The sequence below is a fragment of the Sphingobium jiangsuense genome, assembly GCF_014196495.1.
Taxonomy (GTDB): domain Bacteria; phylum Pseudomonadota; class Alphaproteobacteria; order Sphingomonadales; family Sphingomonadaceae; genus Sphingobium; species Sphingobium jiangsuense.
Genome location: NZ_JACIDT010000005.1, coordinates 281,453 through 296,583 on the forward strand (window position 1 = coordinate 281,453; position 15,131 = coordinate 296,583).

16 protein-coding genes are annotated in these 15,131 nt (G+C 67.4%); 9 read left to right on the forward strand and 7 right to left on the reverse strand.

The window, feature by feature from the left end:
• Window positions 1–5: 5 nt before the first annotated feature.
• Entirely contained in the window at window positions 6–1,250 is a 1,245-nt protein-coding gene (metC, locus tag GGR43_RS09415; RefSeq protein ID WP_246343453.1) for a cystathionine beta-lyase, read from the reverse strand.
• Window positions 1,247–2,089 (reverse strand): 3-mercaptopyruvate sulfurtransferase, encoded by an 843-nt coding sequence (gene sseA / locus GGR43_RS09420; RefSeq protein ID WP_188071710.1) that lies wholly within the window; start codon window positions 2,087–2,089, stop codon window positions 1,247–1,249. The genes metC and sseA overlap by 4 nt, the downstream gene beginning before the upstream one ends.
• Window positions 2,090–2,293: 204 nt before the next feature.
• On the opposite strand from sseA, the gene queF reads away from it, so the two are divergent.
• Entirely contained in the window at window positions 2,294–2,740 is a 447-nt protein-coding gene (queF, locus tag GGR43_RS09425; protein WP_188071711.1) for a preQ(1) synthase, read from the forward strand.
• A 14-nt stretch (window positions 2,741–2,754) separates the two neighbouring features.
• Here queF and GGR43_RS09430 read toward each other — a convergent pair whose 3' ends face one another.
• The 4 genes from GGR43_RS09430 to GGR43_RS09445 all read right to left on the reverse strand — a co-directional run bounded on the left by GGR43_RS09430 (window position 2,755) and on the right by GGR43_RS09445 (window position 6,168).
• Entirely contained in the window at window positions 2,755–2,943 is a 189-nt protein-coding gene (locus GGR43_RS09430; protein ID WP_188071712.1) for a helix-turn-helix transcriptional regulator, read from the reverse strand.
• Window positions 2,940–3,320, reverse strand: a complete 381-nt coding sequence (locus GGR43_RS09435) for a hypothetical protein (protein ID WP_188071713.1) — start codon at window positions 3,318–3,320, stop codon at window positions 2,940–2,942. Before GGR43_RS09435 ends, GGR43_RS09430 begins: the two co-directional genes overlap by 4 nt.
• Window positions 3,321–3,647: 327 nt before the next feature.
• The gene (gene ppa / locus GGR43_RS09440) at window positions 3,648–4,184 is read right to left on the reverse strand and encodes an inorganic diphosphatase (RefSeq protein WP_188071714.1); all 537 of its coding nucleotides are present in this window, start codon (window positions 4,182–4,184) and stop codon (window positions 3,648–3,650) included.
• 37 nt (window positions 4,185–4,221) lie between these two features.
• Complete coding sequence (locus GGR43_RS09445) at window positions 4,222–6,168, reverse strand: M61 family metallopeptidase (protein ID WP_188071715.1); 1,947 nt, start codon at window positions 6,166–6,168, stop codon at window positions 4,222–4,224.
• Between the two features lie 185 nt (window positions 6,169–6,353).
• Between GGR43_RS09445 and hisS the strand changes: the two genes are divergently transcribed.
• The 6 genes from hisS to GGR43_RS09475 all read left to right on the forward strand — a co-directional run bounded on the left by hisS (window position 6,354) and on the right by GGR43_RS09475 (window position 13,794).
• Entirely contained in the window at window positions 6,354–7,598 is a 1,245-nt protein-coding gene (gene hisS, locus GGR43_RS09450) for a histidine--tRNA ligase (RefSeq protein WP_188071716.1), read from the forward strand.
• The gene (prfA, locus tag GGR43_RS09455) at window positions 7,598–8,683 is read left to right on the forward strand and encodes a peptide chain release factor 1 (RefSeq protein ID WP_425502179.1); all 1,086 of its coding nucleotides are present in this window, start codon (window positions 7,598–7,600) and stop codon (window positions 8,681–8,683) included. The genes hisS and prfA overlap by 1 nt, the downstream gene beginning before the upstream one ends.
• Window positions 8,680–9,501, forward strand: coding sequence for a peptide chain release factor N(5)-glutamine methyltransferase (gene prmC, locus GGR43_RS09460; RefSeq protein ID WP_188071718.1), 822 nt, complete (start codon window positions 8,680–8,682; stop codon window positions 9,499–9,501). Before prfA ends, prmC begins: the two co-directional genes overlap by 4 nt.
• A 250-nt stretch (window positions 9,502–9,751) precedes the next feature.
• On the forward strand, window positions 9,752–10,606 hold the full coding sequence (locus tag GGR43_RS09465) for a DUF4167 domain-containing protein (RefSeq protein WP_188071719.1): 855 nt from the start codon (window positions 9,752–9,754) through the stop codon (window positions 10,604–10,606).
• 183 nt (window positions 10,607–10,789) lie between these two features.
• A complete protein-coding gene (locus tag GGR43_RS09470; protein WP_425502180.1) occupies window positions 10,790–12,241 on the forward strand; it encodes a DUF4139 domain-containing protein in 1,452 nt (483 codons plus the stop codon).
• A gap of 11 nt (window positions 12,242–12,252) precedes the next feature.
• Complete coding sequence (locus GGR43_RS09475) at window positions 12,253–13,794, forward strand: DUF4139 domain-containing protein (RefSeq protein WP_188071720.1); 1,542 nt, start codon at window positions 12,253–12,255, stop codon at window positions 13,792–13,794.
• Between the two features lie 39 nt (window positions 13,795–13,833).
• On the opposite strand, the gene GGR43_RS09480 is transcribed toward GGR43_RS09475, so the two are convergent.
• On the reverse strand, window positions 13,834–14,139 hold the full coding sequence (locus GGR43_RS09480) for a hypothetical protein (RefSeq protein WP_188071721.1): 306 nt from the start codon (window positions 14,137–14,139) through the stop codon (window positions 13,834–13,836).
• A 76-nt stretch (window positions 14,140–14,215) separates the two neighbouring features.
• On the opposite strand from GGR43_RS09480, the gene GGR43_RS09485 reads away from it, so the two are divergent.
• Both GGR43_RS09485 and GGR43_RS09490 read left to right on the forward strand, forming a co-directional pair.
• On the forward strand, window positions 14,216–14,641 hold the full coding sequence (locus GGR43_RS09485; RefSeq protein WP_188071722.1) for a CBS domain-containing protein: 426 nt from the start codon (window positions 14,216–14,218) through the stop codon (window positions 14,639–14,641).
• Window positions 14,642–14,718: 77 nt separating this feature from the next.
• Window positions 14,719–15,131: hypothetical protein (locus GGR43_RS09490; RefSeq protein WP_188071723.1), on the forward strand; the 413-nt coding region annotated here is incomplete at its 3' end.

Genomic DNA, 15,131 nt, shown 5'->3' on the forward strand with positions numbered 1-15,131 from the left:
TTGTTTCAGCCGGTTCGGCCCGTAAGGCTGCAAGCCGCGAACGCCTTTTCCAGATCGGCGATCAGGTCCGCCGCGTCCTCCAGCCCGATATGCAGCCGGATCAACGGGTCGCGCGCCGTCCATCGTGTTGCGGTGCGGATGGTATGCGGATCCACCGGCAGCGCGAGGCTTTCGAACCCGCCCCAGCTATAGCCGATGCCGAAATGGCGCAGGCTGTCGATGAAGCGGGCGCGCATCGCGTCGTCGCCGTCCTTCAGCGTGAAGCTGAACAGGCCGGTGGCGCCGGTGAAGTCACGCCGCCAGAGGTCATGGCCGGGGCAGTCGGGCAGCGCCGGGTGGCGCACTTCGCCGACCTCCGCCCGCGTCTTCAGCCAGCGCGCGACGGCGAGCGCCGTTTCCTGATGCTGGCGCAGCCGCACCCCCAGCGTGCGCAGGCCGCGCAGCGCCAGCCAGCAATCGTCGGGGCTGCTCATCTGCCCGAACATCCACGCCATCGACTGGATCTGCGGCCACCAGCCTTCATGGGTGGTGACCGATCCCATCATCACGTCGCTATGGCCGACAATATATTTGGTGCAGGCGAGGATCGAGATATCGACGCCATGGGACAGTGCCGGGAAGAAGAGCGGCGTCGCCCAGGTATTGTCGATCAGCGTGACGAGTCCATGCGCCTTCGCCACCGCGACGATCGCAGGCACGTCCTGCACCTCCATCGTCAGGCTGCCGGGGCTTTCGAGAAAGATCGCGCGGGTGTTCCCGTCGACCAGCGCTTCTATCGCCGCGCCGATCAGCGGGTCGTAATAGACGGTGTCGATGCCCATCGGGCGCAGCACCTTCTCGCAAAAGGTGCGGGTGGGGTCATAGGCGCTGTCCACCATCAGCAGCCGGTCGCCCGGCTTCAGCACGGCCATCAGCGCGCAACTGATCGCCGCGACGCCGGAAGGGTAGAGCATCGTGCCCTTCGCCCCCGGCTCCAGCTCGGTCAGCGCGTCGGCCAGCGACCAGGCCGTCGGCGTGCCCTTGCGGCCGTAGAACCAGCGTTCATGCTGATCGGTCCGCGCCGCGCGCAGATGGGCGACGTCCTCGTAGAGGATGGTCGAGGCGCGCCACACAGCCGGGCTGACGATGCCGCCCGGCTGGCCGGGGATGCTGGTCCATTCGGCGCGCCGCCCGGCCTGCGCCAGCCGCGTGTCGGGGGCGATATCGGTATTGGTGAGGTGGTCGTGATCGTCCTGTCTGCTGCTGCTCATGCCTGTCCTGTCGCCTTGGGCGTGTCGGGGTCCGCGCCCCATTCGCTCCAGCTGCCGTCATAGAGGGCGACGTCCCGCTTGCCCAGCAAATGCGCCGCGAAGAGGATGTCGGCGGCGGTGACGCCGCTGCCGCAGGTGGTGATGATCGGGCGGTCGAGGTCCACGCCCGCCTCGGCGAACAGGCCGCGCAGCTCTTCGCCCCGCTTCCATGTGCCATCGGCGTTGAACAGGCGCGCATAATGCAGGCAGACGGAGCCGGGGATGTGGCCGGAGGCGAGGCCGGGGCGGGTTTCCCGTTCCTCCCCGGTGAAGCGGGCGAGAGACCGGGCGTCGACCAGTTGCGCTTTCTCCGTGGAGAGATTTTCGAGCACGTCCGCCTTGGTCGCAACGCTCATGTCGCCCTGTGCGGTGGCGAAGGCGGCGGGGCGGCCCTCCACCGGGCCTTCCTCCACCGGCCGTCCTTCGGCGATCCATTTGCCGAGGCCGCCGTCGAGGATCGTCACCCGCGTGGCGCCATACAGGCGGAAGAGCCACCATGCGCGCGCCGATGTGTGCAGCGGGCTGTCGTCGTAGAGGACGATCCGGTCGCGCCCGCCCAGCCCCAGCGCGCCCATGCGCGCCGCGAACTCGTCCGGCGGCGGGGCCATGCCGGGGCGGGGATCGCTGCCGTCCTTCACGTCGGCAAGGTTCAGGAACAGCGCGCCGGGAATGTGCCGCGCCTCATATTCGGCGGCGGCGTCGCGGCCCATTTCCGGCAGGAAGGAGGTGGCGTCGAGGATGCGCAGATCGCTCTCGTCCCTATGGTCCGCCAGCCATTGCGTCGTCACCAGCATGTCCATGATGTCCGCGCCTCCTTCGCCGTCCCGTCTGGATAGGGAAGGGCGGGGCCGGTTTCCAGCCTTTTTGCGGGCTGGGCTATTGGTGGTGGGCGAGCTGGGAGTGGTTAGCTGCCATTCCTCCCCTCCCCGTGCCGGGGAGGATTGAAGCTCGCCTCCCTCCCCGCCACCCTTTGCTCCGGCCCGCTTATCGCCTATAGGCGGGCCATGACCCCACTTCATCTCGGCCAGACCAGCGCGCTGCCTGCCTCCCCGGCGGAAGCGGTGCTCGATTATGTTCCCAACCCGCGCGCGGGCACCCGCTATCTGGTGCGCTTCGCCGCGCCGGAATTCACCTCGCTCTGCCCGGTGACCGGCCAGCCGGATTTCGCGCATCTGGTGATCGACTATGTGCCCGGCGACACCATCGTCGAATCCAAGTCGCTGAAGCTGTTCCTCGGTTCCTTCCGCAATCATGCGGCCTTTCACGAGGATTGCACCGTCGGCATCGGCCAGCGCCTGTTCGAGGAAATGCAACCGCTGTGGCTGCGCATCGGCGGCTACTGGTATCCGCGCGGCGGCATTCCCATCGACGTGTTCTGGCAATCGGGCGCGGCCCCGGCGGATGTGTGGGTGCCCGATCAGGGCGTGGCGGGCTATCGCGGCCGGGGCTAGGGCAAGGCGCCGCCTCAGGGCTGGAAAATCTCCTCTATCTTGAGCCCGAACAGCGCCGCGATCGCGAAGGCGAGGGGCAGGCTGGGGTCGTAGCGGCCGTTTTCGATCGCGTTTATCGTCTGGCGGGAAACGGAGAGGGCCTCGGCGAGCGCTCCCTGGCTCCAGCCGCGCTCGGCGCGCAGGTCGCGGATGCGGTTGTTCATCGGTAGCGGCGCTGCGCGACGATAAGGCCCAGCACCCACAGCACTGCCATCAGCGGCCACACCGCGAAGGCGCGCAGATGCGGCAGGCCCGCCCCTTCGGCGAAGCCCCAGCCGAAGGTGAGCAGCGCGGTGCCGAGGAAGGAGAGGGCGATCGCGTCGAGCTGGATACGGCGCTGCAACTCGTCCATGCGCCAGAGCCCGCGCAAGATCGCCCAGGCGACGGCGCCCGCGCCGATCATCGGCGCCAGATTGATGATGAGGCGCGGCAGCCCTTCCGGCTGAACCGCCCGCGCCAGCGCATTGGCGCCCAGCAGCATCGCCCCATAGAGCAGCATCGCTCCGCCCAGTTCGAAAATATAGCGGCGTGAATGGATCATGACGGCCTCCTTGTAAAGGAAGCTTTACATGGGTGCGGGCGGGAGTGTCAGGTTTCCTTTCCATGCCTGACCTGTTGCGCCTGATGCGGTTTTGGATTGGGCAGACTCTCCCTCCTAATCGTCATCCCGGCGCAAGCTGGGGTCGCAGGCGATGTCGCGCGCTACCCTCCTGAGATGCCAGCCTGCGCTGGCATGACGCGATGGAAAGGGCAGGAACAGCAGGAATCGTCTATCCAATGGGTCCCATCCGCGGGCGTGGCACCCAACGAAAAAGGCGCGGCCCCTTCCGGCGGCCGCGCCTTTTTCGTCAGAACCAAGGCCGTGGACTTATTTCTTGCTTTCCTGATAGCGCTCGATCGCCTCAAGCACGATCTGCGCCGCTTCTTCCGCGCCGCCCCATTTGCCGATGCGGACCCACTTTTCCTTTTCGAGGTCCTTATAGTGGGTGAAGAAATGCTCGATCTGCGCGAACACGATTTCGGGCAGGTCGTCCTTTTCCTTCACGTCGGAATAATAGGGAAAGGTCGAATCCACCGGCACGCAGACCAGCTTTTCGTCGCCGCCATGCTCGTCCTCAAGGTTCAGCACCGCGATCGGGCGGGCGCGCACGACGCAGCCCGGCATGAACGAGGAGCGCGCGACGACCAGCGCGTCGAGCGGGTCGCCGTCGGGCGACAGGGTGTGCGGCACGAAGCCGTAATTGGCGGGATAGCGCATCGGCGTATGGAGGATGCGGTCCACGAACAGCGCGCCCGACGCCTTGTCGAATTCATATTTCACCGGCTCGCCGCCGACCGGCACCTCGATGATGACGTTGAGGCTGTGCGGCGGGTTGTCCCCTACCGGGATAAGATCAATATTCATGAAATCCCTGACTTTAGCTCTGGTTGCGTTCCGGCGATTATGTTTTCGGTTGGAGCAGCCTGTCGAGGCTGCCCTCTCCCTCTCCTGTTTTGCGGAGGCGCGGATAGCGCAAGCCGAGCGAATAATCGAGACTAATATTGCGGTAGAGCTTGCCCTGCCGGACGACCAGCTCCATCGGCTTTCCGGTCGCCCTGGCCTGCATCAGCGCGGCCCGGAACTGCTCGCCGGAAAATTCCGCGCCGTTGATCGCGACGATGCTCATGCCGACGGCCAATCCGGCCTTGAAGGCCGCGCTGTCCCATATCACGCCGGTGATCTCGCCTTCATTCTTCACCACGAGGCCGACGCCATAGCTCTGGTCGACGCCCTTCAGGTTCTTCTCGACCTCCCGCGTCGTGCTGTTGGGGGTGTCGCCATAGACCAAGGTATAGCCCCCCATGTCGAACCCGGCCTTGGGCGCTTCCAGCGTGGGGCGGTCGACATGGGCGGCGAAGAAGGCCGCCCAGTCATAGGGCTGGACGCTGTTCAGGGTGTCGATCACGTCCTGCCGGCTGTAGGTCAGCTGCCCCCAGTCGCCGGGGCGGACGCCGAAGAAGGCGCGGGCGAAATCGTCGAGGCCGCGCGCGCCCTGGCTGTTGCGGCGGATGATCGCGTCGGCCTCCAGCCACATCAGCAGGCCTTCGTTGTAATAATCCTCCGACCGCTGCCAGCTGGCCCAGCCCTTGGGGCGGCGGGCGGAGATGATCGGGTCGAGCGTGGTGTCGACCATCGGCCGCCATTGCCGCCCCTTCGCCGTATCCAGCCGCGCCGCGATGGAGGCGAGCGCGTCGAGCGTCTGCTCCTTGGTGTAGAGGCCCGACCGGGCGCCCAGCACATAGCCCCAGAATTGCGTCTGTCCTTCATAGACCCAGAGCAGCGTGTCCTGCATCGGCGTGCGATAGTCGGGCGTCCACAGCAGTTCGGGGCGGCGGAACTTGCCGTTCCAGCTGTGGACGAATTCGTGCGGCAGCAGGTTGCGGTCGCCCGGCCCGTCGTTCCAGCGGGTGAAATAGCCGGGATCGACCGCGTTTTCGGAGCTGCGATGATGCTCCAGCCCGATGCCGCCCAGCTCGCTGGTGATCGCCAGCAGGAAGTCGTAATAGTCGAAATGCCTGGCGCCGAACAAAGCCAGCGCCTCGTCCACCATCTTCCGGTGCAGCGCGATCTGTTCCGGCGTCGCGGCCAGCTCCGCCGGATTGTCGGCGACCATGTTGAGCTTCACCTCGTTGCCGAGGTCGATCGCCTTCGCGTGGCGGCCCGCAAAGACCGGCGAATCGATCAGCGTCTCGTAATCGGTCGGGTCATAGCGGACGGCCGCGCCGCTCTGCTTGCCGCGCAGCGCGGTGAAGGCGGTCCACCCCTGCGGATAGGTGACGGTCGCCTGCACCGGAATCCGCCGCGCATAATAGCCCGCCGGATAGAGCGAGACGGTTTCGAACTGAAGGTTCAGCATCGACGGGGTGACGGCGATGCGGCCCTGATTGGCGGCGGTGGGGTTGAGGAACTGGAACTCCGCGACGATCTCCCGCGCGCCCTGCGGCACGTTCACGTGGAAGGCGTAGACGTCGAGCGGGTCGCGGGTCCAGCCGATATCCTTGCCGTTGGCGGTGATGACGAGGCCCGCCAGCTTGTCGATCTGCCCGCGCGGCCCATGTTTGCCGGGCAGCCATTCGGGATAGAGCAGCGTCAGCGGCCCGGCGGAAGCGACCGGGATCACCTGCCGCACGCGCCAGATATTCTGCATCGTGTCGCTGGCGTCCACCGTCAGGCTCATCGTGCCGGGATAGGGAATGTCGCGCGGCGCGGGCACGGTATCGACGATGGGCTGCATCACCGGCGCGCTGTTCCGGGTCGCGGCGGTCTGCGGCGCGTTCTGGGCATGGAGGGCGGGGGAGGCAAAGGCGGCGGTGGAAAGCAGCAGGGGAAGAAGGAAGGAACGGTGCATGGATCGATGGCCCCTTATTGTTCTCTGATTATCTTCTCGACTGGATTTATGTTCTCGACGGGATGCCCGGCAGAGCAGGCCATCACCATGGCCGGTGAACATCCTTCCGTCCACCCCCGGAACCGCACAACTCGTCGCGATCATCGCATGTTCCCTTGGGCGGCAAAAATCGGTAGAGGGCGCGCATGAGCAGGATACAGACTCCCCGGCCGATCCGGGGCACGCAGGACATGCTGGGCGGCACGCCCGACAATCTGGCGGATCGCTTCGCCCATGTGGTCGATGTGTTCGAGCGCGTGAGGAAGCTCTACGGCTTCCGCCGCGCCGAAGTGCCGGTGTTCGAGGCGACGGCGGTGTTCGCGCGCTCGCTCGGCGAAAGCACCGATGTGGTGTCGAAGGAAATGTACACGTTCGAGGATCGCGGCGGCGACAGCGTGACGCTGCGCCCGGAATTCACCGCCGGGATCGCGCGCGCCTATATCACCGAGGGGTGGCAGCAATATGCGCCCTTGAAGGTGGCCACCCATGGCCCGCTGTTCCGCTATGAGCGCCCGCAAAAGGGCCGTTATCGCCAGTTCCACCAGATCGATGCCGAGGTGATCGGTGCGGGCGAGCCGCTGGCCGATGTGGAGCTGCTCTGCTTCGCCGACCATCTGCTGCGCGAACTGGGCGTGGCCGAGGGCGTGACGCTGACGCTCAACACGCTGGGCGACGCGGCGAGCCGCGATGCGTGGCGCGACGCACTGGTCGCGCATTTCGAGGCGCACCGGGAGGCGCTTTCCGAGGACAGCGTGGAGCGGCTCGCCCGCAACCCGCTGCGTATCCTCGACAGCAAGGATGCGGGCGATCAGGCGGTGGTCGCGACCGCGCCGGGGATCGATGACTATCTGACCGACGAGGCGGCGGACTTTTTCGAAAAGGTGACGGATGGCCTCGCGGCGGCGGGCGTCGCGTGGACGCGCAATGCGCGGCTGGTGCGCGGGCTCGATTATTATCGCCACACCGCGTTCGAGTTCATCACCGACCGGTTGGGCGCGCAGGGCACGGTGCTGGGCGGCGGGCGCTATGACGGCCTCATCGAGAATATGGGCGGCCCGGCGACCCCGGCGGTCGGCTGGGCGGCGGGTATCGAGCGGCTGGCGATGCTGCTCGACGCGGGCGGCGAGCACAGGATCGACGCGGTGATCGCGCTGGAGGACGACGCGCAGGTGGCGCGGGCGCTCGCCTCGCTGCGCGCGCTGCGCGAGGCCGGGCTGTCGGCCGAGCTGGTCGCCAGCGGATCGCCGCGCAAGCGCTTCGACAAGGCGGCGAAGATCCCGGCCCATGCGCTCGTCTCCATCGGCCAGCGCGACGGCGCCCCCCACCTCAATGTGCGCGGCGAGGGCGAGATTGCGGCGCGGGTCGAGGCGGCGGTCCGGCAGGCGGGTTGATGCGCATTTCCCCCACAAGGATCGCGCAGATCGAGCGGCGCTATGAGGAAGCCGAGGCGGCGATGGCCCGGCCCGATCTCGCGCCCGACGAGTTCGTGCGCCTGTCCAAGGAATATGCCGAGCTGGAGCCGGTGGTGAAGGCGGCGCGCGCGCTGTCCTCACTGCAAAAGGAGGCCGCCGATCTCGACGCGATGCTGTCGGGCGGCGAGGCCGATGCCGAGATGCGGGCGCTGGCGCAGGAGGAGGCGCAGGCGATCCGCGCGCGGCTGCCGGAGGCCGAGCATGCGCTGGCGTTGCAGCTTCTGCCCAGGGATGCGGCGGATGCGCGCCCGGCGATGCTGGAAATCCGCGCCGGGACGGGCGGGGACGAGGCGGCGTTGTTCGCGGGCGACCTCTATCGCATGTATCAGCGCTATGCCGACAGCCAGGGCTGGAAGATGGAGATGATTTCCGCCAGCGCGTCCGAGGCGGGCGGCTTCAAGGAGGTGATCGCCAGCGTCAATGGCGTGGGCGTGTTCGCGAAGCTGAAGTTCGAGAGCGGCGTGCACCGGGTGCAGCGCGTGCCCGTCACCGAGAGCGGCGGGCGCATCCACACCAGCGCGGCGACGGTGGCGGTGCTGCCGGAGGCCGAGGATGTCGACGTCGCGATCAACGACGCCGACCTCAAGATCGACATCTATCGCGCGTCGGGCGCGGGCGGCCAGCATGTGAACACCACCGACAGCGCGGTTCGCATCACCCACCTGCCCAGCGGCATCGTCGTCACCCAGCAGGACGAGCGCTCCCAGCACAAGAACAAGGCCAAGGCGATGAAGGTGCTGCGCACGCGCCTCTATGAGCTGGAGCGCGAGCGGGCGCAGAGCGAGCAGGCGGGCGCGCGCAAGGCGATGGTCGGATCGGGCGACCGGTCGGAACGTATCCGCACCTATAATTTCCCGCAGGGGCGCGTCACCGACCACCGCATCAACCTGACGCTGCACCGCCTGCCGGAGATATTGGAAGGCCCCGCGCTCGATGAGGTGATCTCCGCCCTCATCGCCGAGGATCAGGCGGCGCGGCTGGCGCAGCTGGACGGCGCGGCGTGAAGGCTGCCGAGGCGCTGCGCGCGGCGGCGGAACGGCTCGGTCCCGTCAGCGACACCGCGCGACTCGACGCCGAGGTGCTGATGGCCCATGCGGCGGGCCTGTCCCGCGGCGAGCTGCTGCTGCGCCTGCGCGACATGGAGGCGCCGGAGGGATTCGCCGTGCTGGTCGAGCGCCGCGCCGCGCACGAGCCGGTGTCGCACATCGTCGGCACGCGCGATTTCTGGACGCTGACGCTCGCCGTGTCGCCCCATGTGCTGACCCCCCGGCCGGACAGCGAGACGCTGATCGAGGCGGCGGTCGGGCATTATGCGGGGAGCGAGGGGCCGTCGCGCATCCTCGACCTCGGCACCGGATCGGGCGCGCTGCTGCTCGCCGCGCTGGACCAGTGGCCCGCCGCGACCGGCCTTGGCGTCGACATCAGCGCGCAGGCGCTGGCCGTCGCGCGCGCCAATGCGCGGCGCTGCGGGCTGGAAGCGCGCGCGCAGCTGCGACCCGGCAACTGGTGCGACGGCATCGTCGAGAGATTCGACCTGATCCTCGCCAACCCGCCCTATATTTCGACGCGGGCGCAATTGCCGCGCGACGTGATCGATCATGAACCGCATCTCGCGCTGTTTTCCGGCGAGGACGGGCTGGATGCCTGCCGCGACATCGCGGCGGGGCTGGCCGGACTGATGGCGCCGGATGGGCTGGCGCTGATAGAAATCGGTCATGATCAAGGGGATAGCGCCACGGCCCTGTTCGCCGCCCATGGTTTCGCGGTGGAACTGCGCCGCGATCTGGCCGGGCGGGCGCGCTGCCTGATGCTGCGCCGGTGATCCGCCGACAAAAGGATGTGAGGATCCGCACGAATTTTCTTGGTTTCTCGGCCGGGAGAGTCTAGGAGGGGGAAAGGCGATGCCCGGCCAATGCAGTCCGGGCAATGTCGGCTCCCCATCTCGTCGGACGGCTGCGGACTGTCTGGTGCAAGAAGGAAGCCCGGACCGGAAACCGGTTCGAGCCGGTGCGGCGCTACACGCCCGCCGGGTGCAGTGCGTTAAGGATGGCATTGAAGGCAAGGATCCACCATTGATCAATAATCGTCAGGCCGGCCGTCGCAATCGCGGCCGGAACAATGGTCGCCAGAACGGTGGCAATCGTGGCGGCGACAACGGCAACCGGATTGACAGCCGGGCCCGTGGCAATGCGCCCCAGCTGCTCGAAAAATATCGTAATCTGGCGCGCGATGCCCAGCTTGCCGGCGACCGGGTGAACACCGAATATTATCTCCAGTTCGCGGACCATTATTTCCGCGTGATCGCGGACAATCGTTCGCGGCAGGAAGAGCAGCAGGCGCGCTATCGCCGCAATGACGAGGCGCTGGATTATGACGCCGGTGACGGCGAGGGGCTGGGCGACGATCTGGCCGTCGCGTCCCTGCCCGGCGATGTCGACGATATCGGCAATGAAGGCGACGACCGCCGCGCCCGCAATGCGGGCCGTCAGGATCGCGCGCGCCCGCCGCGTCCCGACCGCGCCGACAATCGCCAGCGCCCGGACGCCGAGGACGATGGCGAGGAGCGGGGCGAAGAGCGGGGTGATCGGCGCCGCCCGCGCCGCGCCGAGAAGATCGTGATCGCCCGCCGTAGCGAGGCCGGAGAGGAAAAGCGGGAGGACGCCGTCGAGGCGCCCGCCGCCGCTCCCGAAGCTCCTGCCGTGGCCGAAGCGGAAGAGGCCGCGCCCAAGCGCGCGACCCGCGCCCGCAAGCCCCGCCAGTCCAAGGCGGAGGATGACTCGCCGGGCCTCGACCTCGCGGTGCTGCCGCCGGCCATTTCGCGCGCGGACAATGACGATGGCGCCGACGCCGGTGACGAAGGCGGCGAGGACAAGCCCGCGCCGCGCCGTCGCGGCCGTCGGCCCAAGGCGGCCGAAGCGGCGGAATAAGCCCGCTTCCCTCTCGAACAGCATCATGGCGAAGGGCGATCCGGTTCCATCGGGTCGCCCTTCGCCTTTTTCGTTCATCTTGCGATCATCCGCTTTGGACGATGAAGGGGCCGCGCCGCGCAACAGGGGCTGGACCGGCGCGGCGCCGCGCCATAGGGTGCCGTCAACGAAGGAGGACCGCGAATGGCAGCTCGTTTCACCGCAACCCGTTTCACCATGGCCGGCCTGTCGGCTTTGGCGATGGCAGGGGCCATGATGGGGGCCATGCAGGCGGCGCAGGCCCAGACCGGCGAACCGACCGCGCAGGGCGACGTTTCCGTCACCATCTACAACGACAATCTGGCGCTGGTGCAGGATGTGCGGCAACTGAGCATTCCCGGCGGGGTCAGCCGCATCGAATTTCCCGACGTGTCGGCGCAGATCCGTCCGGAAACCCTCTCCTTCTCCGCCCCCGGCGCAGCGATCGTCGAACAGAATTTCGACTATGACCTGCTTAGCCCCGACACGCTGATGGAAAAGGCGGTGGGGCAGGTGGTGACGATCGTGCGCACCAACCCGGCCAGCGGCGCCGAAACGCGCGAGCAGGCGAAGGTGCTGGCGGTCAATGGCGGCGTCGTCCTCCAGATCGGCAACCGGATAGAGGTGCTGCGCGACGACGGGCTGCCGGTCCGCGTGATCTTCGACAAGGTGCCCGCCAATCTGCGCGCCCGTCCGACCCTTTCGGTGCGGGTGAACAGCGACCGGGCGGGCACGCGTCCCGCCTCGATCCGCTATCTGACGCCGGGCCTGGCGTGGAGCGCCGATTATGTCGCGCTGTTCGATGCGAAGGCGGGCAAGGTCGATGTGCAGGGCTGGGTGACGCTCACCAACACCAGCGGCACCACCTACACCAACGCCAACACCCTGCTGGTCGCGGGCAGCGTGAACCAGCGGCAGGCGACGCCCTATGCCCGCCGCCCGATGCCGCCGGGCATGGCGGCGACCTCCATCCGCAACCCCGGCACCGAGACGGCGGGGCGCGAGCAGCTGGGCGATTTCTATCTCTACCCCATCGCCAACCGCACCACCATCGCCAGCAACCAGACCAAGCAGGTCAGCTTCCTCGACGTGCAGGGGGTTCCGGCGCGGGCGGGCTATGAATATGTGAATGGCTGGCTGACGACCAGCACCGAGGCGCAGAGCGCCGACAGCGTCGTCAGCTTCTCGACCTCCGCCAGCGGCGGGCTGGGCGACGCGCTGCCCGCCGGGACGGTGCGCTTCTACCAGAAGGATGCGAGCGGCGCGCCGCAGTTCACCGGCGAAAACCAGCTCGGCCACACGCCGATGGGCAGCCAGCTCGCGCTCGCCACCGGCAAGGCGTTCGACGTCAAGGTGCAGCCGGTGGTCGAGCAGCGGCAGAAGCTGGGCGACAGCAAATGGCGCACGACCATGCGCTATGAGCTGACCAACGCGCGGCCCGATGCGGTGACGGTCGATCTGGTGCAGCAGGGCCTCGATTTCGCGTGGGCCGATACCCGTATCGCCAGCGAATCGCTGAAGAGCGAGCGGCGCAGCGCCGATGCGGTGGCCTGGCATGTGCCGGTTCCGGCCAACGGCCGAGCGACCGTGACCGCCACCTTCGAAACCCGCTATTGACGAGGGCCGGGGTGCTCCGCCGCCTCTGGCTCGCGCCGCTGCTGGCGCTGGCGCCCGGATCGGCGCTGGCGCAGCAGGCTGTCGTCGTGTCGCAAGCGCCGCTCTCCTCCTCCGTCACCGTCTATCGCGATACGAACCGGGAGGAGGGGCGCTTCAACCTGCGCTGGCTGCGCGGCTATGCGCTGATTTCCGAGAAGCGGCGGGTCAGCCTGCCCGCGGGCGATGCGGTGGTGCGCTTCGAAGGCGTGGCCGACGGCATGATCGCGGTGAGTGCGGTCGTTACCGGCCTGCCCGGCGGAATCGAGGAGAAGAACCGCGACGCCCGCCTGCTCTCGCCCGCCTCGCTGCTCGACGGCAGCCTCGGCAATCGCGTGCATCTGCGCCGCACCGACCGGGCGACCGGCAGGGTGACCGAAACCGACGCGATCATCCGCTCCGGCCCCGACAATGCGGTGGTGCTGGAAACGCCGCAGGGCATAGAGGCGCTGCGCTGCTCCGGCCTGCCCGAAACGCTGGTCTATGACCGCGTGCCGGAGGGGCTTTCGGCCAAGCCCACCTTCTCCGTCCAGACCCGCAGTCCGCAGGCCACCGAGGCCGAGGTGACGCTGACCTATCTCGCCACCGGCTTCGACTGGGGCGCGAGCTATGTCGCGACCATCGCGGAGGACGGGCGGACGCTGGACCTGTTCGCCTGGCTGACCGTCGCCAACGGCAATGGCGCGCAGTTCGACCGGGCGCAGCTGCTGGCGGTCGCGGGGCAGCCCAATCGCAGCAGCGATTTCGACGCGTTGGTGGAGCGGCCGCCCCCGCCGGTGCTGCGCCTGTCCTGCTGGCCGATGGACAGCACCAGCACGCGGCCCGGCCCGCCGCCTCCTCCACCGCCACCGCCCGCGCCGATGATGGCGGCGACGGCGGACATATTGGTCACCGCCCAAAGGCGCACCGAAAAGGCGGGCTTCTCCGTCATCGCCGCGCAGGAGGAACTGGGTGACCTCAAGCTCTATCGCGTGCCGGTGCCGGTCGATGTTCTCCCCAATGGGCAGAAGCAGGTGGCGATGATCCAGCGCGAGGGCGTTCCGTTCACCTCCTTCCATGCCGGGGCGCTGGAGCCGTGGCGCGAGGAAACCGCCTCCGTTCCGCTCGCCCGCATGCTGCGGATGGACAATCGCGAGAAGGGCGGCCTCGGCCTGCCGCTGCCTTCGGGCAGCGTCGCGGTGATGCGGCGGCGGAGCAGCGATGAGCTCCTGCTCGCCGACTCGACCATGAAGGACCGCGCCATCGGCGAGAAGGTGGAGATCGCGGCCGGGCTTTCCGACCAGCTCCGCCTGAGCCAGACGGTAACGGCGTCGACGGAGAAGGAAAGGCGCTATCGCCTGGTGCTGACCAATGCGACGAATGCCGGGGCGGCGGTGGAGATCGCAATCCCCCGGCTGGACGGCTTCGACCTCGCCACGCCGGGCAGGCTGAAGGACAAGGACGGCGGCAAGCTCTGGTCGGTGACGGTGCCTGCCAATGGCGAAGCGAACCTCGACGTCGTCTATCGCCGCCAATAGGCGTTGCGCGGGGAAGGGCAGGGGCGGAATCGCCGCCGCTCAGTCCTCCCCGTCGTGCTCGATCTCCTTCTTCAGCAGATCCTCGATCTGCTCGTCATGCCCCGTTCCGCTCGACAGGAAGAGCAGCGACATCAGGCCCGTGCCCAGCATGAAGGTGCACCACACGCCGATGCTGGTCGCGATGACCATGTGCAGCGGCATCGGCGTATCCATCCAGTAGAGCACGCCCAGCACGGCGAGCACGCAGGCGACCCCGCCCAACGCCATCCACCGCATCAACCGGCGGAAGCGGGCCCAGGCGGCTGCGGCGATCCGGGGATCGTCCAGGGCGGTCTTGCGTGCCATCTCTTTCTTTTGGCCCAGAAACATGGGAGCATCAACCCACCGGCACAGACCGGAGTCGACAGAACGGAGGTGGACTATGACGATTGCGGCGATTCTCAACGGCAAGGGGCAGGTTATCAGCATCGGACCGGATGCCAGCCTGCAACAGGCCGCCGCGCTGCTGGCGGAGCGCCGTATCGGCTGTTTGCCGGTGATCGACGGCGGAGAGGTCGTCGGCATGCTGTCGGAAAGGGATATCGTGCGCTGCGTGGCGCAACGGGGGGCGGAGGCGCTCGACAAGCCGGTGCGCGAGCTGATGACCAGCCAGGTGGTCACGGTCGGTCCCGATCTCGCCGTGATAACCGCGCTGTCGCTGATGACCAAGCGTCGTATCCGCCACCTGCCGGTGGTGGAGGGCGGAAAGCTGACCGGCTTCGTGTCGATCGGCGATCTGGTCAAATACCGGATCGACCGCATCGAGGCCGAGGCGGCCGCCATGCGCGATTATATCCAGAACGCCTGAGTCGCTTTCGAAAGGGGAATCGCCGGGCCGGATTCGAATCGTCGCGATCGATTCCTCCGGCCCCTGAACGAACCGGAATGCCGAGGATCTGCGCGGGAAAGCCGTCCTCTGCGGGGTGGGATCAAGGGTGGCGGAGGAGGGGCGGCGCCGGAAAAATTCTTCGCGCCGATCCTGCCTGTCTCGATCGGCTTGCAGAAAAAGCACAGTCGCTGTCTCTGGAAATAAGTCGGCATTTCAACGGCTTGAATAGATCATCCAAAATTTGTGCAACAAAAATGCAAAAAGGGTTTGACGGTCCGGCACCTGCCCCATATATGGCGTTTCACCGACGCGGTGCTGACGGTGAGTTAGCGCTGTGTATGGTTGCCGACATAGAGGATTGGATTTCTCCCTGGTTTTTGGATTGGGGGGAGGGCATGGTTTTCTCTGGTGTTGGCTGGATCTTTGACATTGTTAGTATGATGAAGGGACATGTGGGCGGCGGCTCCGG